Origin of the sequence: Nocardia carnea NBRC 14403 (assembly GCF_000308515.1) — a bacterium.
In the GTDB taxonomy this organism is placed as follows: domain Bacteria; phylum Actinomycetota; class Actinomycetes; order Mycobacteriales; family Mycobacteriaceae; genus Nocardia; species Nocardia carnea.
The window spans coordinates 68150-85522 of sequence record NZ_BAFV01000120.1 but is presented as its reverse complement, the minus strand read 5'-3'; the positions used below and the strand labels follow the sequence as shown (position 1 = coordinate 85522).

General features: G+C 67.7%; 17 protein-coding genes and 1 pseudogene. 12 read left to right on the top strand and 6 right to left on the bottom strand.

Going from position 1 to position 17373, the window contains the following annotated elements:
* The 3 genes and pseudogenes from ON22_RS37685 to ON22_RS30470 all read left to right on the top strand — a co-directional run.
* A pseudogene (locus tag ON22_RS37685) lies at window positions 1-198 on the top strand (hypothetical protein); the annotation flags it as partial.
* A 436-nt stretch (window positions 199-634) separates the two neighbouring features.
* A complete protein-coding gene (locus tag ON22_RS30475) occupies window positions 635-1186 on the top strand; it encodes a copper chaperone PCu(A)C (protein WP_033245628.1) in 552 nt (183 codons plus the stop codon).
* A 22-nt stretch (window positions 1187-1208) separates the two neighbouring features.
* On the top strand, window positions 1209-2402 hold the full coding sequence (locus ON22_RS30470) for a Dyp-type peroxidase (RefSeq protein WP_174375644.1): 1194 nt from the start codon (window positions 1209-1211) through the stop codon (window positions 2400-2402).
* Between the two features lie 298 nt (window positions 2403-2700).
* Here ON22_RS30470 and ON22_RS30465 read toward each other — a convergent pair whose 3' ends face one another.
* Window positions 2701-3096: a helix-turn-helix domain-containing protein gene (locus tag ON22_RS30465; RefSeq protein WP_033245626.1), complete on the bottom strand. Its 396-nt coding sequence runs from the start codon at window positions 3094-3096 to the stop codon at window positions 2701-2703.
* Window positions 3097-3398: 302 nt separating this feature from the next.
* On the opposite strand from ON22_RS30465, the gene ON22_RS30460 reads away from it, so the two are divergent.
* The 5 genes from ON22_RS30460 (at window position 3399) to ON22_RS37025 (ending at window position 7413) form a co-directional block, all read left to right on the top strand.
* Window positions 3399-3974, top strand: coding sequence for a TerD family protein (locus ON22_RS30460; RefSeq protein ID WP_033245625.1), 576 nt, complete (start codon window positions 3399-3401; stop codon window positions 3972-3974).
* Window positions 3975-4005: 31 nt separating this feature from the next.
* Entirely contained in the window at window positions 4006-4683 is a 678-nt protein-coding gene (locus ON22_RS30455) for a TerD family protein (protein ID WP_033245624.1), read from the top strand.
* A gap of 138 nt (window positions 4684-4821) precedes the next feature.
* Window positions 4822-6186, top strand: coding sequence for a hemolysin family protein (locus ON22_RS30450; protein WP_033245623.1), 1365 nt, complete (start codon window positions 4822-4824; stop codon window positions 6184-6186).
* Complete coding sequence (locus ON22_RS30445; protein WP_051158300.1) at window positions 6179-7261, top strand: hemolysin family protein; 1083 nt, start codon at window positions 6179-6181, stop codon at window positions 7259-7261. Before ON22_RS30450 ends, ON22_RS30445 begins: the two co-directional genes overlap by 8 nt.
* A complete protein-coding gene (locus ON22_RS37025) occupies window positions 7258-7413 on the top strand; it encodes a hypothetical protein (protein ID WP_156052364.1) in 156 nt (51 codons plus the stop codon). Before ON22_RS30445 ends, ON22_RS37025 begins: the two co-directional genes overlap by 4 nt.
* Window positions 7414-7625: 212 nt before the next feature.
* On the opposite strand, the gene ON22_RS30440 is transcribed toward ON22_RS37025, so the two are convergent.
* Both ON22_RS30440 and ON22_RS30435 read right to left on the bottom strand, forming a co-directional pair.
* Window positions 7626-8858 carry a cation:proton antiporter gene (locus ON22_RS30440; RefSeq protein WP_033245622.1) on the bottom strand — a complete coding sequence of 411 codons (1233 nt, stop codon included), beginning with the start codon at window positions 8856-8858 and terminating at the stop codon, window positions 7626-7628.
* A gap of 85 nt (window positions 8859-8943) precedes the next feature.
* Complete coding sequence (locus ON22_RS30435) at window positions 8944-9393, bottom strand: DUF7144 family membrane protein (RefSeq protein WP_033245621.1); 450 nt, start codon at window positions 9391-9393, stop codon at window positions 8944-8946.
* 267 nt (window positions 9394-9660) lie between these two features.
* Between ON22_RS30435 and ON22_RS30430 the strand changes: the two genes are divergently transcribed.
* Both ON22_RS30430 and ON22_RS30425 read left to right on the top strand, forming a co-directional pair.
* A complete protein-coding gene (locus ON22_RS30430; RefSeq protein WP_033245620.1) occupies window positions 9661-10080 on the top strand; it encodes a YciI family protein in 420 nt (139 codons plus the stop codon).
* 12 nt (window positions 10081-10092) lie between these two features.
* Window positions 10093-11370 (top strand): RNA polymerase sigma factor, encoded by a 1278-nt coding sequence (locus tag ON22_RS30425; RefSeq protein WP_033245826.1) that lies wholly within the window; start codon window positions 10093-10095, stop codon window positions 11368-11370.
* Between the two features lie 114 nt (window positions 11371-11484).
* Here ON22_RS30425 and ON22_RS30420 read toward each other — a convergent pair whose 3' ends face one another.
* Window positions 11485-13653 carry an elongation factor G-like protein EF-G2 gene (locus tag ON22_RS30420; protein WP_033245619.1) on the bottom strand — a complete coding sequence of 723 codons (2169 nt, stop codon included), beginning with the start codon at window positions 13651-13653 and terminating at the stop codon, window positions 11485-11487.
* Between the two features lie 266 nt (window positions 13654-13919).
* Between ON22_RS30420 and ON22_RS30415 the strand changes: the two genes are divergently transcribed.
* Both ON22_RS30415 and ON22_RS30410 read left to right on the top strand, forming a co-directional pair.
* Window positions 13920-14426, top strand: a complete 507-nt coding sequence (locus ON22_RS30415) for an MmpS family transport accessory protein (protein WP_051158299.1) — start codon at window positions 13920-13922, stop codon at window positions 14424-14426.
* A gap of 70 nt (window positions 14427-14496) precedes the next feature.
* Complete coding sequence (locus ON22_RS30410) at window positions 14497-15183, top strand: DNA alkylation repair protein (RefSeq protein ID WP_033245618.1); 687 nt, start codon at window positions 14497-14499, stop codon at window positions 15181-15183.
* A 78-nt stretch (window positions 15184-15261) separates the two neighbouring features.
* Here ON22_RS30410 and ON22_RS30405 read toward each other — a convergent pair whose 3' ends face one another.
* The gene (locus ON22_RS30405) at window positions 15262-16113 is read right to left on the bottom strand and encodes a cytochrome P450 (RefSeq protein WP_051158298.1); all 852 of its coding nucleotides are present in this window, start codon (window positions 16111-16113) and stop codon (window positions 15262-15264) included.
* A complete protein-coding gene (locus tag ON22_RS30400) occupies window positions 16068-17312 on the bottom strand; it encodes a nuclease-related domain-containing protein (protein ID WP_043740920.1) in 1245 nt (414 codons plus the stop codon). The genes ON22_RS30405 and ON22_RS30400 overlap by 46 nt, the downstream gene beginning before the upstream one ends.
* Window positions 17313-17373: the final 61 nt, after the last annotated feature.

The window sequence follows — 17373 nt, the reverse complement described above, 5'->3', positions numbered from 1 at the left end:
GGGGCGTATCTCATCGATGCCGCCGAGCGCGGTTCCCGGTGGGCGGTTTCCACACTCCGGCGCGTAGTGCCCGGCCCGGGTCCCGTGCCCATCGACCGGGCGGTGCGCGTGCCGGTGACGGTCTATCGGGTCACCCGCACACCGCGACTTGTCGACCTCTCCGGCACCGGTACCCGCGGCCCTCCGGCCGCCACCTGATCCGCCCCACCACCCGGCAGAACGGGTACAGCTGTCGAGCAGCGGGTTGCTGTCCGCGGCCCGGCAGTGCCACCGGCCTCCTCCGGCAGATCGGCGACCGCCTGTTCGGTCGCGGTCGGTCCGTGCTCGAGGTCACGAGGCGGTAGGGCGGAACGATTTCACCTGACGACAGGACGAGACATCGACGAGGTCTCGTCCCGACCGGAGCTGCCCCCGCCCCTCGGGTTGTCTCGTTTCTCGATCTCGGTGAGCGCGATCCGCATATCCGTGTGCCGCATATCCGTGTGCCGTGTGCCGTGTGCCGTGTGCCGTGTGCCGTGTGCGTGAACTGCGTGTGCGAGCCGTGAACTGCGTGTGCGAGTCGTGAGCTGCGTGCGCGGGCCGTGAGGTGGGAACAGTGCATGCTCGCCGACTGTCGATCCGAAAGTGATCACAAATGAAAACATCGATCCGACGCGGCGCCTTCGTGACGGCGCTGTCTTTCGCCGCCGCATTCGCGGGGGCCTGTTCCAGCGATGAGGCGGAATCCGCCCACCGTCAGGCCGATTCCGTGGTCGTCCACGAACAGTGGGTGAAGGCCGCCGATTCCGGGATGACGTCGGCATTCGCCGAATTCCGCAATTCTGCCGATACTGAGGTCCGGGTGGTCGCCGCGTCCTCCCCTGCGGCCGGATGGGCCGAACTCCACGAGATCGCGCCGGGGGATACCGGTGCGCCGGTGATGCGACCGAAAGCCGGCGGTTTCGTCATCCCCGCCGGCGGCACCTACACACTCGCCGCCGGCGGAGACCACCTCATGCTCATGGATCTGCCGGCCCCGCTGACACCCGGTGCGGAAACCGAGATCACCCTCGAATTCGCGGACCGGTCCACCATGACCTTCACCGCGCAGGTCCGCGATTTCGCGGGCGCCCAGGAGAACTACCAGCCGGGCGGCGATTCCGCCGATGCCCCGGCTGCCCCTTCGACCCCTGCGCACGGTGGGTGAGCGGGACCCGCGGCGGCGAACGATGAGCCGTCGGCGGTTGCTCGGTGCGAGCGCCGTGGCTGTCGGCGCCGCGGGAGCCGGTGCGGGAATCTACGGTGTCGCCGAAGGAGCCGAGCAGGGGGAGGCCGCCACCGGAACCGATACCGTCGCCTGGGACGGCCCGCGCCAAGCCGGGATCGCGACCACCCCACCGCAAGCGCACGCGATATTCGTCGGACTCGACCTGTTGTCGAAGGTGGGGCCCGCCGAGCTGATCGGCATCATGAAGGTCTGGACGGCTGATATCGCCCGGCTCACTCAGGGCCGTCCCGCGCTCGCCGATACCGAACCGGAACTGGCCGCCGCGCCGGCACGGCTCACCGTGACCGTCGGATTCGGCCCGGGTGTGTTCGTGGCACTCGGCCGGCCGGAGGCCGCGCCGCCGTGGCTCGCGCCGCTGCCCGCATTCGCGATCGATCGCCTCGATCCGGCCTACACCGGTGCGGATCTGGCGCTGCAGGTATGCGCCGACGATCCGGTCACCGTCGCGCACGCGGTGCGGGTCCTGGTGAAGAACGTCAGGTCACTGGTCACCGTGCGGTGGACGCAGCGTGGGTTCCGCCGGGCTCGCGGTACGGAGGCCCCGGGCACCACGATGCGCAATCTGATGGGTCAGGTGGACGGTACGACCAATCCGGAACCCGGTACCGCGGATTTCGATTCGCTCGTGTGGGACGACGGTGCCGACCGGCCGTGGATGAGGGATGGAACCTCGATGGTGCTGCGGCGCATCCGGATCGAACTGGACACCTGGGACGAGCTGGACCGGCCCGGTCGCGAGCTCAGTGTGGGCCGCACGCTGATCACCGGGGCTCCGCTGACCGGCGGGCGGGAAACCGACGAACCCGATTTTACGGCGACCGACCGCAACGGGATACCGGTCATCCCGCCGAGTGCGCATATCGCCCGCGCCCGACACACTCATTCGGGTGAACGGATCTTCCGGCGCGTCTACAACTACGACGATGCGCCGGATCCGGGGCAGGTATCGAACTCGGGTTTGCTGTTCGTCTCGTTCCAGCGCGATATCACCACTCAGTTCCTGCCCGTTCAGCGCCGCCTCGACGAATTCGATGCGCTCAACGAATGGACCACCCCGGTCGGGTCCGCGGTATTCGCGATCCCACCCGGGGCCGGTTCGGGCAGCTATCTCGGTGCGGGTCTACTCGATCACTGACAGCGCAGAGATGCGTTGCTCCCGGCGGTTTCGTCCATGGCCTCGAACGTGGCGAGCCGCCGGGTGCGCCCGGTCGGCACCGGCCTCCGGCTTCTCGACGCTCGTCCACCTGCGCCGGCCGGTGTCGGGAAACTCGCCGGATCGGAATGCGGGTGTGGTGCAGGCGCCGAGGTAGCTGAGGAGCGGCCGTGTGCCGGCCCCGGTCGTTACCTCGAGCGCACCGCTGAACAGTACGGCGGATGGCGGCCGGAGTCTGGTGGTGAGGAACAGCTGATCTGGATCTTCGGCCCGGCTTGCCTCACATGATCGGGATATCGGGTGGTATCTGCAGCGCCACGGTGATCAGGGAGTGGACGCGAGCGCTGATCAGGGTCAGGAGGCCGTGGACTTCGGAGGGAGCGGTTTCGGCTACCGTGTGCAGGAGTTTCAGGTCGTCGTCGAGACGGGCGAGGACATCGCTGATATCGCCGGTGCCGGACGTGAGAGCTGTGGTGATCTCCTCGAGTGACAGCCCTTGGGCTTCGAGTTGCCGGATCAGGTGGACACGGGCGATATCGGCGTCGTCGTAGAGCCGATAGCCGCCGGTGGTGCGGTCGGCGGGGGTCAGCAGGCCCAGGCTTGTGTAATAGTCGACCGTTCGCGGGCTGACCTCGGCGCGTGTGGCGAATTCACCGATTCTCAGTAGGGACGACATCGGTCACCTCCCTTCCCACCAACCATACAGTGCTGCGTGCTAGTGTGGGTTCTATGTCCACGAGTGGGACTCCACGACCTCACCGGTACGCAATGGCCGACCGGGTGTGGCACCTGTACACGCCGATGTTCCCCGCTGTGGGTGGCCCCCGGGTCGCGGGTCCGGGCGCCGCATGACGGTCGACTCGGCGTGGCGGCCCGGCCGGCCGGCGGCGGATTGTTGTCTCGGCGCACGGTGGTCGCGGGCGGATTCCATTACATCGCAGGGCATTCCTCGACCGTACGAGATCAGGAGTAGCAGAAATGAGTGTCAGTCTCGCCAAAGGCGGCAATGTCTCGCTGTCCAAGCAAGCGCCGAACCTGACCGCGGTCGCGGTCGGCCTGGGCTGGGACGTCCGCTCCACCACCGGTGCGGAATTCGACCTGGATGCCAGCGCCATCGCCACCGGCGCGGAACACAAGGTCGTCTCGGACCAGCATTTCGTGTTCTACAACAACCTGCGTTCGCCGGAGGGCAGCATCGAACACACCGGCGACAACCTCACCGGTGAAGGTGAGGGCGACGACGAGGTGATCACCGTCGATCTGGCGGCCACTCCCGAAACGATCACCAATATCTTCTTCCCCGTGTCGATCCACGACGCAGATGCGCGCCAGCAGTCGTTCGGGCAGGTCCGCAATGCTTTCATCCGGGTCGTCGACCGCGGCACGGGGTCGGAGCTGGCGCGCTACGACCTGACCGAGGACGCCTCCACCGAAACCGCGATGGTGTTCGGTGAGCTCTACCGCCACGGCGCGGAGTGGAAGTTCCGCGCGATCGGGCAGGGCTACGCGTCGGGTCTGGCGGGGATCGCTCGCGACTACGGCGTGAATATCTGACGTTCCAACCGATAGGAGAACCACACACCTGATGGGCATCGACTACAACAAGAGACCCACACCGGGCGCGCAATCGGCGCCTGCCGATCCGGCGGTCAGTGTGCACAAACTGACGCTGACCAAGACCGAACGCAGCGTCAACCTCACCAAAGCCGGTGAACGTCAGGGTGTGATGCGGGTCAACCTGAACTGGAGCAACCCGCAACCGGCCAAAACCGGATTCTTCGCCAAACTCCTCGGGGGTGGCGGTATCGACCTGGACCTGGGCTGTCTCTACGAGCTCGCCGACGGCACCAAAGGTGTTATCCAGGCGTTGGGCAACAGCTACGGCGAGTTGCACACGCCGCCGTTCATCGCCCTGGATCGCGACGACCGCACCGGCACCGTCGCCGGTGGCGAGAATCTGCACATCAACCTTGCCGACCCGGCCGCCTTCCGCCGGATCCTGGTGTTCGCCATGATCTATCGGGGCGCGGCCAACTGGGCGGCGGTCGACGGTGTCGTCACCATGTTCCCGACCTCCGGCCCGCAGATCGAGGTCCCGCTGGACTCCGCCGTCGACGGTGCCCGGATCTGCGCGGTCGCCATGCTGACCAACAGCGGCAGCGGGCTGACCGTTGCGCGCGAAGTCGAATACATCTCCGGCAGCCAGGCGGACCTCGACCGCGCCTACCAGTGGGGTATGCGCTGGGCGGCAGGGCGCAAGTAACAGCTCACCGGCAGTACACCTTTTCCCAACCTTGTTCCTCGAACAAAGAGAGCTGATGAGACGCGCCAAGCGCAAATACCGACAACCCGGCTCGCCCAGTGACGAGCAGCCTCCCGGAACCCATCGGGAGGTGAGGTCGTGGTGACCGTGCTCAATATCGTGCTCGGCATCGCCGTGGTTCTGCTGATCACCGCGCTGACCGGGTACTTCGTCGCCCAGGAATTCGCGTATATGGCCGTGGATCGCTCCCGGCTCAAAGCCCGCGCGTCCGACGGTGACAAGGCCGCCGGACGCGCGCTGCGCGTCACCCGCCGCACATCGTTCATGCTTTCCGGTGCCCAATTGGGTATCACCGTCACCGGGTTGCTGGTCGGCTACGTCGCCGAACCTCTTATCGGCCGCGGTCTCGGCGAACTACTCGGTGGTATCGGTATCCCCACCGCGGTCGGCGTCGGCGTCGGCGCGGTGCTGGCCATCGCGTTCTCGACGCTGGTGCAGATGCTGTTCGGTGAGCTGGTTCCCAAGAACCTGGCGATCGCCCGGCCCGAACCGGTGGCGCGCTGGCTGGCCGCGTCGACCACGGTGTATCTGAAGGTATTCGGGTGGCTGATCAGGTTGTTCGATCAGTCGTCGAACCTGCTGCTGAAGGCGCTGCGTATCGAACCGGTGCACGATGTGGAGCATTCGGCCACCCCGCGCGATCTCGAACATATCGTCGCCGCTTCCCGTGACGCCGGGGAACTCCCACCCGAGCTGTCCACACTGCTCGACCGCATCCTGGATTTCCCGACCAGCACCGCCGAGCACGCCATGATCCCGCGCGCCCGGGTCGACACCGTGCACATCGACGACGCCGTTGCCGATGTGCTGGCCCGGATGCGGACCGGGCACACCCGCTACCCGGTCGTCGGCACCTCCACCGACGATCTCCGCGGAGTGATCCACCTGCACGATCTGCTCGCCGGTGAGGGCGACGGCACCGCAGGCGACCGGCTGCGGCCCGCGGTCCTGGTGCCCGAAACCTTGCCGCTGCCGGAGGTCGTGACCCGGCTGAGTACGGAGGGTGAGGAAATGGCGCTCGTCGTCGACGAATACGGTGGTTTCGCCGGTATCGTCACCGTCGAGGACATCGCCGAGGAACTCGTCGGTGAGATCGCCGACGAACACGATCCGAGTACCGCCGGCCATATCGTCGCCGAGGGTGACGGCTGGCGGGTGGCCGGTGATGTGCACCTCGACGAAGTCGAACGCCTGCTCGAGCTGAGCCTGCCCGCCGGTGATTACGAAACCATCGCCGGTCTGGTCATCGCCGTCTTCAACGGATTGCCCGATGTCGGCGACCGGATCGATATTCCGCTGCCCCGGGACGGCGCCGATTTCCTCGACGACCAGCCCACACCGCGCCGGAGTGTGACCGCGCAGGTGCGTGGTGTCGAGAACCATGTTCCTTCCTCGGTGTTCCTCACCGTGCGCACCGAATCGGAGGCGACCGGCGATGAGTAACCCCTGGGTCGTTGTGGCCGTCACCGTCGGATTGATCGCCGCGAGCGCATTTTTCGTGGCCGTCGAATTCGCGCTCATCGCCGCGCGTCGGCACCGCCTCGAAGACGCCGCACCCGACAGCCGCGCGGCCCGTGCCGCGCTGCGCAGTGCCTCGGAGCTGTCGGTGCTCCTGGCCGGATCCCAGCTCGGCATCACGGTATGCACCCTGGCCTTGGGTGCGACCACCAAACCCGCCGTGCACCACTGGCTCACCCCCCTGTTCGAGGATTTCGGCGCGCCCCTGTGGGCTGCCGATGTCGTCGGGTTCGTGCTCGCGCTGATCATCGTGACGTTCCTGCACCTCGTCGTCGGTGAGATGGCACCCAAGTCGTGGGCCATCGCGCACCCGGAGAAATCGGCCACCATCCTGGCCATCCCCATGCGTGCCTTCATGTGGCTCACCCGGCCCCTGCTGACCGCGCTCAACCAGGCGGCCAACTGGTGTCTGCGCAAGGTCGGGGTCAGCCCCGTCGACGAAGTCGAAACCGGGCAGGATCCGGCGGCGCTGCGCCACCTGGTCGAACACTCCGCCACCGCGGGCACCCTCGACGAGCGATACCACGGCAACCTCACCAGTGCTCTCGAACTCGAACAGCTCACCGTCGCCGATATCGTGCGCCCCAACAGCGCCCCCAGTGCGGTACCACCCGATGCCGCGCCGATTACGATCCAGGCCACCTCACGTGCGACCGGGCACCTTCGGTTGCTGGTCCGCGACCGCACCGGGATCGAAGGGGTTCTGCACGTCCGCGACAGTCTGCAGGCCGGTGCCACCACCGCTCGGCAGCTGATGCGGCCGGTGCTGAATCTGACCGCCGCTGTTCCGGTGTACGAAGCGCTGCGCACCATGCGGGAAACCCGCAGCCACCTCGCCACCGTCACCGCCCCCGACACCGGCGAACTCATCGGGCTCATCACCATCACCGATGTCCTCCAGCGACTGCTACCCGCGGCCTCCACGGACAAGGCATCGGACGGGAGCGGCGGCACCGCCCGCAGGCAGGCGGGACGCCTATCGACAGGAGGACCAGCATGAATATCGGCGGACCCGACCCCTATTTCGGCGCGGTCACGGGGACGACTCCCGGCGGCCTGGGAAAACGTGCCGGCGCCCGTTTCGTCGACTGGATCATCGCGGGCCGGCACGACAGGTTCGCCGAGGGAACACAGGTCGTCGAAACCTCTTGAGTCCCAGCTCCTGGCGGTGCCGAGGCAGCGTACGGCGACAGACGCCACGCGTACTCGAATCCGCTCCGGTGCGAAACCCGGCCACCCCCGATGGGGTGGCCGGGCCGCGTTGGAGACCAGAGTGATTCGTAGGCGATCGGGAGTTGTCCAGGACCACTGGACCCGGACTCTGACCGGGAACGAACGCACCGGTGTGCCGGTATCTGCCGCCGCTACCGGCGGGCATCGTGTTCGGGCGTCGCCTCCCCGGCCCGGCCGCGGACCCAGGTGGCGAGCAGCGGGAACAGCAACACCGTGGTCGCGCCTGCGGCGACCAGGGTGGAGGCCATGGTCGCGGTCATGAGCTCGCCTCGCACCGCGACCTGGGTGACCGCGACGATGATCGGCAGGCCCGTCGCCGCGTATAACGCCAGTTGGACCCGTTCGTGGGGGTGTTCGAGATTCGCGCCGTGCGGGACGAATCGTTCACTCAGCCATACCGTCGACCCCCGCGCCACCCCGATCGCCACTACGAACAGCACCCACATCAGAGGTTCGGCGGCCACGGCCGCGGGGTCGATACCCATTCCCGAAGCGACGAAGAAGATCGGGATGAGTACCCCGTATCCGATGGTTTCCAGGGAGTCCTGGATCTCCGGATGCGTTTCGGCCATGAGGCGGCGCAGGATGAGGCCCGCCGCGAACGCGCCGAGCACCACATCGAGTTCGAAAACCTCCGCGACGGTCATGAGGATCAGCAGCAGGAGGAACACCAGCCGTACCGGGAGTTGGGTGGTTCCGGTGGCGAGCGTGGCGATCAACCGTTCGGCGCCGGGGTGCCGATCCAGAATGCGCTGCGGTACCCACGCCACCACCGCGGCGGCGGCGCCGAACAGGACCAGGACCACCACCGAGGCCAGCAGGTTGTGCCCGGTGAGCAGGATGGACATGGCCAGCACCGGTCCCAGCTCGCCCACTGCCCCGTGGGCCAGTACAGCGCGGCCGAGCGGCTGCTCCAGCACACCGTCCTGTTTCACGATCGGCAGCAGGGTCCCTAGCGCGGTGGAGCTGAGCGCGATGGCGACCGCGATGAGCGCGGTGAATCCGGCATCGGACGCCGCCAGCCACACCAGCAGCAGGGCCAGCACCAGACCGGCCAGCCAGGTCAGCCAGGCGGTGCGGCCGGGTTTGCCGCCGAGGAGTTTCGGGTCCAGTTCGTAGCCGGCGAGCAGGAAGAGCATGCCCAGCCCGAGTTCGCTGAGCAGCTCGACACCGCCACCGGTGCCCGCGAATGCCAGGACGTGCGGCCCCAGAACGACGCCCAGCCCCAGCAACAGCACCACATCGGGGATCAGTCCGCGAAGCAGCCGCGACAGCAGTGGTGCCGCCACCGCGGCGGCCGCGATCCAGAACAGCGAGACGATCGCCGACGGTTCCGGCTCCACGGACGCCGCCCATACCGTCATTCGATCATGGTCGCATCGTGGCGCCCGCAGCTCCGGCGCCGGCACGGCGAAGTGCTCGCACTGCTCCGTGCCGGTCGCCGGTGCTTCAGATACGCCGCGTATCCCAGGTGGCGATCGCCCAGATGATCACGATATCCAGGGCGATGATCAGAATCGACCACAGCGGGTAGTAGGGCAGCCACAGAAAGTTCACCACGATCGAGAGCGCGGCCAGGCCGATGGCCGTGACCCGCGCCCAGGTGGCACCGGTCATCAGCGCGAGCGAGGTGAGGATCAGCAGGACGCCGAAAACGATATGCACCCAGCCCCAACTGGAGAGATCGAGTTCGTAGACGTACTGGGGGCCGGAGACGAACACCTCGTCTTCGGCGACCGCGGAGATGCCCTGGAAAAGAGTGATGAATCCCGCGGTGAGCAAAAGCGCGGCGGCGGCGATGGAAGCGCCACCGGCCACCGCCTGTTTCACCGGTTGTCCTTCGTCGGGCGCCGCATGTGCCCCGGTTCGGGGGATATGCGATGCGGGCTGGGTGGTCATAGTGCTCCCTTCGGGACGGGAGGGGCCAACACCGGACCTCGAGAACTGATCGCCGATGACGCCCTCGTGCGCCACACTTCGATTCCCTTGTTCTGAGGGGGGATTATGCCACTGGCCAGGTAGTTCGAACAGAACCGCGCGGTTTCGGTGCCGAGTCGCGATAATCCGGGAAAATAATTCCGGCGGTTTGTCGATCCGCCGGCTCCTCGTTCGACCTATGGGTGAAAGGGTTCGAATTCCGGCCCTACGACACAAGGGAGACCGACCATGAAGTACATGCTGATCATGCGCGCGACCGACGAAGCCTTCGCGCAGATGGGTGAGATCGATTTCGACCGGATGCTGGAAACGGTCGGCCGGTTCAACGACGAGCTCATCCGGGCGGGAGTGTTGCTCGCCGCGGAAGGTCTCGACGATGCCGCCGACGGGGTGGTCGTCGACTATTCGTCCGCGGACCCGGTGGTCACCGACGGTCCTTACGGCGAGACGAAGGAGCTTTTCAACGGCTTCTACATTCTCAATGTCGCCTCCAAGGAAGAGGCCGTGGAATGGGCCAAGCGGATGCCGATGACAGGGACAGGGTTCAAAACCGAGGTCCGCCGGGTCAGTACCATCGACGAATTCCCGCAGGACAATATCTGGATCCAGAAGGAGCGGGCCTGGCGCGAAGCCACCGGTCAGCTCTGAGGAGTGCCGACGGTGGCCGGCCACGAGGGCCGGGAGGCGGTCGCGGCGGTCTGGCGGATCGAATCCGCGCGGATCGTCGGCGCCCTCGCCCGCTACACCGGCGATTTCACTCTCGCCGAAGATCTCGCCCAAGAGGCGCTCGCCGAAGCTCTGGTGACCTGGCCGCGCGAAGGAGTGCCACGACATCCGGCCGGCTGGCTGCTCACGGTGGGCAAACGACGCGCCGTCGACGGTTTCCGGCGGCGCGCCGCGCTCGACGACCGCTATACCGCCCTCGCCCGGGATTTGAGCGAGGGCGGTATAGCCGCGGGCAGTGACGCGGCGACGCGGCCCGGGGAGCAGTGGGATCCGGACCGGATCGACGACGATGTACTGGCCCTGATGTTCATCTCCTGCCACCCGGTGCTGTCACCGGAGGCACGGGTGGCGTTGACCCTGCGCGTTGTCGGCGGTCTCACCAGTGACGAGATAGCGCGCGCCTTCCTGGTGCCGACGGCCACTGTGCAAGCGCGGATCACGCGGGCGAAGAAAACCCTCGCCGCGGCGCGTATCCCGTTCGAGGTTCCCCCCGCCGGCGAGCGGTCCGCGCGGCTGGTCTCGGTCCTGCGGGTGGTGTACGTGATCTTCACCGAGGGGTCGTCGGCGAGTTCGGGCACCGACCTGATCCGCGTCGACCTCGCCGCCGAAGCGCAACGCCTGGCCCGCGTACTGACCCGGTTGGTCCCGGACGAACCGGAAGCCCAGAGCCTGCTCGCGCTCCTGGAACTCACCGCCGCGCGTTTCCCCGCCCGCACCGGTCCCGACGGTGCGCCGGTACTGCTGGAACACCAGGATCGGCGCCGCTGGGACCGCAGCGCCATCCGCCGCGGCCGGGCCGCCCTGGCCCGCGCCGGGGAAGCCGGGCGTGGACTGGGGGTCTACGGTTTGCAGGCCGCGATCGCGGAATGTCATGCCGTGGCGCCGTCGGTCCCGGACACCGATTGGGATCGGATCGTTGTGCTCTACGAGGCGCTGGGCCGGCTGGCACCCTCGCCGGTGGTCGAGGTGAACCGGGCGGTGGCGGTATCCATGGCCCACGGTCCGGCCGCCGCCCTGGAGATCGTCGACGAACTGGTGTCTGCGGACGCGCTGCCCAACTCGCATCTGCTGCCGAGCGTCCGCGGTGAACTGCTCATCCGCCTCGGCCGCCCGGCGCAAGCGCGTATCGAGCTGGAACAGGCGGTGGCCCGCTGCGGTAACGAACGGGAACGCGCGGTGCTCGAAGACAAGATCCGGCGCCTCGACTCCTGACCTGGTGGGTCGAGTATGCCGCCTGGCCCAGAACACAGAAGGTGCAGCCGCCATCGTCACTCGGAGCCCTGGAAGGTCTCGGCTGAACGCCGCTTCGGCAACGCGCGTGACCCTTCAGCCGGATCCCACCGGCGCTCCGGCGCGGGCCTTGTCCGCAAGTTGGGCGGGTAAACGGTCGTGCCGCAGGTACTCCCGGGTGAAGTGCGCGATGCCGTGGGTGAGTGAACGCAGGTCGACCGCGTAGCGGGCGAGTTCGGACTCCGGAACCTCCGCACGGATCAACGTTCGCCCCGCCTCGACGGGTTCGGTGCCCAGGATGCGGGCGCGGCGGACCGACAGATCGCTCAGCGCCGCACCGAGATGCTCGTCGGGAACACGGACATCCACCTGTGCGATGGGTTCGAGCAGGTCGATCCGGCCCTGGGCAGCCGCGTCACGCAGTGCCAGCGCTCCGGCGGTCTGGAACGCCGCATCGGAGGAGTCGACCGAATGCGCCTTACCGTCGACCAAGGTGACGCGCACATCGACCAGCGGATATCCGGCGGTCACACCCCGCGCCGCCTGGGCCCGCACCCCCTTCTCCACCGAACCGATGAACTGCCGCGGTACCGCCCCGCCGATCACCTTGTCCACGAACTCGATCCCCGACCCTTCCGGTGCCGGCTCCACTTCGATATCGCAGACTGCGTACTGCCCGTGTCCGCCGGATTGTTTGACATGGCGCCCGCGCCCGCCGGCCTTGCCCGCGAACGTCTCCCGCAGCGCGACCCGGTACTCCTCGATATCCACCGAGACCCCGAACCGGCTGCGCAGCCGTTCCAGTGCGACGTCGCGCTGCGCTTCGCCGAGCGACCACAGCACCAGCTGCCCGGTGCGTTCGTTGTTCTCCACCCGCAGCGCCGGGTCCTCCGCGACCAGCCGGGCCAGGCTCTGCGAGAGCTTGTCCTCGTCGGCTTTGCTGTGCGCGCGGACGGCCGTGGGCAGGAGCGGATCCGGCATCCGCCACGGTTCGATCAGCAGGGGCGCACCGGTGCCCGAGAGGGTATCGCCGGTTTCGGCGTGCCCGAGTTTGGACACATAGGCGATATCCCCGGCAATGGCTTCGTCGAGCGGGCGCTGTTCCCGCCCGAACGGCGCGGTGACACCCCCGATACGTTCCTCGGCGTCGTGGTCGGTGACCGGGCCGTGCCCGCAGATATGCACGGTATCGTCGGCGTGCAGGGTCCCGGAGAACACCCGGACCAGGGATATCCGGCCGACGTACGGGTCGGAGGAGGTGCGGATGACCTCGGCCGCCAGCTCCGCGGCCGGGTCGCAGCGCAACGCGACCGGTTTCGACCCGTCCGCCAGATGAACGGCCGACACCGGATGCTCGCTCGGGGTGGGAAAACCGGCGGTCACCAGGTCGAGCAGTTCGACGGTGCCCAGGCCCTGCCGGCCCTCGCCCGCGGCCGGGGCCGCGAACAACACCGGGTGGAAACTGCCGCGCGCCACGGCGCGTTCGAGATCGGTGACCAGGGTGCTGAGTTCCACGGCCTCCCCGGCGAGATAGCGGTCCATGAGGGTTTCGTCCTCGCTTTCGGCGATGATGCCCTCGATGAGCCGCTCCCGGGCGTGTTCGACGATCGACACATCGTCCGGCGAGTCCGGGACCCATCGCCGTTCACCGGTCGAATAGTCGGCCACCCGCTGTTCCAGTAGTTCCACCAGCCTCGTGGCCGGCCGGTGCCCGTCCGCGGCGGCGGGGCCGTACACCGGGAGATGCAACGGCAGGACGTTCTCGGTCGAACTCCCGCCGAGCAGCGCCTGGCAGGTCTGCGTCATTTCGTCGACATCGGCGCGTGCCGTATCCAGGTGGGTCAGCACGATGGCCCGCGGCATCCCGACGCTCGCGCATTCCTCCCACAGCGCCCGCGACACTCCGCCGACCCCCTCGACCCCGTCGGCCGCCGACACCACGAAAAGGGCAGCGTCGGCGGCCCGCAGACCGGCGCGGAGCTCTCCCACGAAATCCGCGTACCCCGGGGTGTCGATGAGGTTCACCTTCACCCCGCCCCACTGCACCGGTACCACCGACAGCTGCACCGAGCGGTGCCGGCGCTGCTCGATTTCGTCGTAATCCGACAGCGAGGTGCCGTCTTCGACGCGCCCCGCCCGGTTCACCGCCCCGGATGCCAGCGCCAACGCGTCGACCAGGGTCGTTTTTCCGGCTCCACTACCCCCGACCAACACCACATTCCGGATATCCACCGGCCGTGGCGCCCCGTTCGCTCTGTCCACCATGACTCACCGTCCTCGGGAATCGGCACGCGGTTGTCTATGAGCTTCCCACCCGGACGCGCGCAGGTCCACGGCCCGGCCGCAACCGATGGGCCGCGATCGATCGGTGGGTCTCGGCCCGGAGCGCGCGTGCCCCGAACCGCTGTCCGCTCCGGGGCCGGGTGCAGTTATGGCTATGAACTGGATAAATAGCGGTGTAACATCACGGAATGAAAATGTGATCTACCTCCTAATGGTGCCCGGTGGCGCCCCTGAGCAGAGGAGGCACATTGTCCTACCCTTCCGGCGATCAGCCGCAGTATTCCGGCTTACCGCAGGGGTACCGGCAGGGGCATCCGCCCGCCGGTACCCCTGCGCCGGAATACCGTCCGCCTCGGCGAAAGGCGAGATGGCCGTGGATCGCCGGGGGGTTCGCACTGATAGTCGTCCTCCTGGTCGCCGCCGCCGGATTCACGTTTCTCGGTAACGAGGGTGACGAGCGTGCCGGTAACGAGATCACCGTGACCTACGAAGTCCGGGGCACCGGTTCCGAGGCTGCGGTCACCTACCTGGGTCAGGATCAAGGGATGGCGCAGGAAACGGGGGTTTCGCTGCCCTGGAGCAAAGTCGTCCCCGTCCGCAGCTGGGACCGGATAGTGTCCATGACCGCCGCCAACGGCCCCGCGGGCGGCGATATCACCTGCCGCATCCTGGTCGGTGGCCGGGTGATGACCGAACAGACCTCCAGCGGTCCCTACGCTTCGGCGAGTTGTTCGGGTGATGCCGGGGAGCGTTAGTGGCGCCGGCCTCGGGCCCCGAGACCTCGTCGTAGGCTGAGTCGCAGACACGCAGGATAGGAGGTCGAAGGTGTCCCAGGCGACGACGAACCCGGCAACCGTGGCCGAGGTGCTGGCCGAGTTGGCCGCGCTCGAGGATCCGAAGATCCGCGCGGTGAACGAGAAACACGGCGATGACCACGGGATCAACCTCACGAAGCTGCGCGCGCTCGCGAAACATCTGAAAACCCGGCACGACCTCGCCCTGGAACTCTGGAACACCGGAGACGGTGCGGCGCGCCTGCTGGCGCTGCTGATCTGCCGCCCGAAGGCGTTCGACCGCGCCGAACTCGACACCATGTTGCGCCAGGCGCGCACCCCCAAGGTGCAGGACTGGCTGGTCAACTATGTGGTGAAGAAGAACCCGCACGCGGAGGAACTCCGGGTGGCCTGGTTCGCCGATCCCGACCCGGTGGTGGCGAGCGCCGGCTGGGCCCTGACCACCGAACGGGTGGCGAAGAAACCCGAGGGCCTCGACCTGCCCGGCCTGCTGGACATCATCGAGTCGGAGATGAAAACAGCGCCGGACCGCCTGCAGTGGGCGATGAACAACTGCCTGGCCCAGATCGGGATCGACCACACCGGGTACCGCGCCCGCGCGATCGATATCGGCGAACGCCTGGAGGTCCTGAAGGACTATCCGACGTCCCCGAACTGCACGTCGCCGTTCGCGCCGATCTGGATCACCGAAATCGTGCGCCGGAAAGAGAGCAAGTGAGCGCACGCGGTGGACGCTCGGCTTCGAGCACGAGGTGTCGCCGGTAGTTCACCAGGCCACTGATGGTGCCGGCCGGGATCAGGCCGCAGGTGCGGCGCAGGCACCGAGGGTGACCGGTTGGCAGCGCAGCCCCCGCAGAACAGGGCTTGCGATGCGCCGAGGTGCTCCTGCCGGTGCGAGTGCGGGTATTCGGCGGGCGATTTCTTCGATGGCCGCGGTGGCTTCCATTCGGGCCAGAGCGCTACCGATGCAGTAGTGGATACCCGCGCCGAATGCCAGGTGATCCTGCATATTCGGCCGGTCCAGCCGGAATTCGTCGGGGTCGGGAAAACGGCGCGGATCCCGGTTGGCGGAGCCGACGAGTGGCAGGACGTGGGCGCCCGCGGGGATCGTTGTGCCGCTCAGTTCGACATCGGTGACAGCGACCCGCAGCAGTGCTTGCGCCGGCCCGTCGAAACGTAGCGTCTCGGCGACCACCGCGGCGGCCGGCTCCGGTTCCTCGCGCAGCCGTGACCGGATATCGGGTCGGTCGAACAGCGCGAGCACAGCGTTGCCGATCAGATTTGTCGTGGTCTCGTGGCCTGCGACGAGGAGCAGAATGCAGAAGTTCACGGTTTCGGCGACCGTGAGCGCCTCGTCGCCGGCGCCGGTGGCCAGGGCGCTGATCAGGTCGTCGCCGGGGGCGCGGCGACGCCGGCGGATCGTGCGATAGAAGAACCAGGAGATGGCTGCCGCGCTGCGGATCATGCTGGTGCGGCTGCCGCCCGTGAGCAGCCCGTCGATGAGGCCATCCGACCAGCGCTTGAAGTGGTCCCGGCGAGAGGCGGGCACGCCGAGCATTTCGGCGATGATGATCGCGGGCAGCGGCGCGGCCAGATCGCGGATCAGGTCGGGTTCGGCCTCGGGGTGAGGATTTTCGCCGTCGCGCACCCGGTCTGTTCAAGCCGGCCGAAGTCACCGGTCGCCAGGCGAGATAGGCGTGGGGGGAGGTCAGCAGTTCGGCTGGAATGGGAAACAGGCGGTCGGCGAAGGGATTTTCGTCTCCGGTGCCGGCCGCGGTGGAGACGGCACGGTGGTCTGCTCGGTAACCACGCTGTTCTGGTGGTGACCGGTGGTCTCCCGTGGTTCGGTGCGGCCGTTGCCGAGCTGGGCCACCAGCCAGATCCCGGCGGCCAGGACGCCGATCGCCGCGAAGGCAGCGGCAGTTTGGGCACGGCGGCGACGGCGGTCGTGAACGGCTTCGGGGGCCGGGGCGGTGCTGCTGCCGGAGTCGGCGGGACTGGGATCGGTTCGGCGGGTTCCGGTGCCGGGCTCTCGTGCTGGGGTGGTGGCGGAGGTTGCGCAGGGGCCGGACTCTGGGCATCCGGCCGGGGTACCGGCGGCGGGAGCGGGGGTCGGGAAACCGGTGGTCGGATGGGGATTTCGGGTTTCGGAGGTGCTTCGCCCGATGGTGTGGTGACCGGTGCTGCCGGCGCTGAAAGGGGCGCACTGAGCGGTGCTGCCGGTTGCGGCGGCGCTTCCATCGGAAACCCTTCCGCGGCCAGCCCGGCGACGCTGGTGCTGTCACCGTGTTCCAAGGCCTCGATCAGGGCGTATGCCTGTTCCGCGGTCCATACGACAGCGGCGCGGTGATGGGCGCGATGGAACCAGGCACGCAACGGGTTCTGTGTATTGCACAGCAATACATCGCAACCTTGCGGCGCCGATTTCTTGTCGAGTCGCAGATTCGATCCGCGCGGCGGGACCACGACCACCAGACCGGTGACGAATGCGGGACCACCGGCCCGCGCGGCCGCGTTCTTCACCTTGAAAACGCCGTCCCTGACCTGGTCGTAGGGTGTGGTGTCGTTCTGGCGCACGCCGACCGGGTCGCCGTCGAACCCCGATACTTTCCATCGGCTGTTGCTGGTGCAATGCAGGACACCGCTGGTGACCCCCGGATTCAACCCCTTGATCTCGCAGACGACGGTGGTGTGCGGGGTGATGATCACCAGATCGACTTCCTGCCCGGAAACGAAACAGTTCGCGATCGCCACACCGGGAACCCGGTAATCGTCCTGCCATTTCCGCAGCCAGGAGACAACCCGCTTCTCCGCCCCGGATCTGAGCTTGTCGGCGATGACGAGCATCGAGCCCACCCCTCCCTTCGCTGGTGATGTCGCCACCATAGCTGCCGCGGGCTTCTCGCTT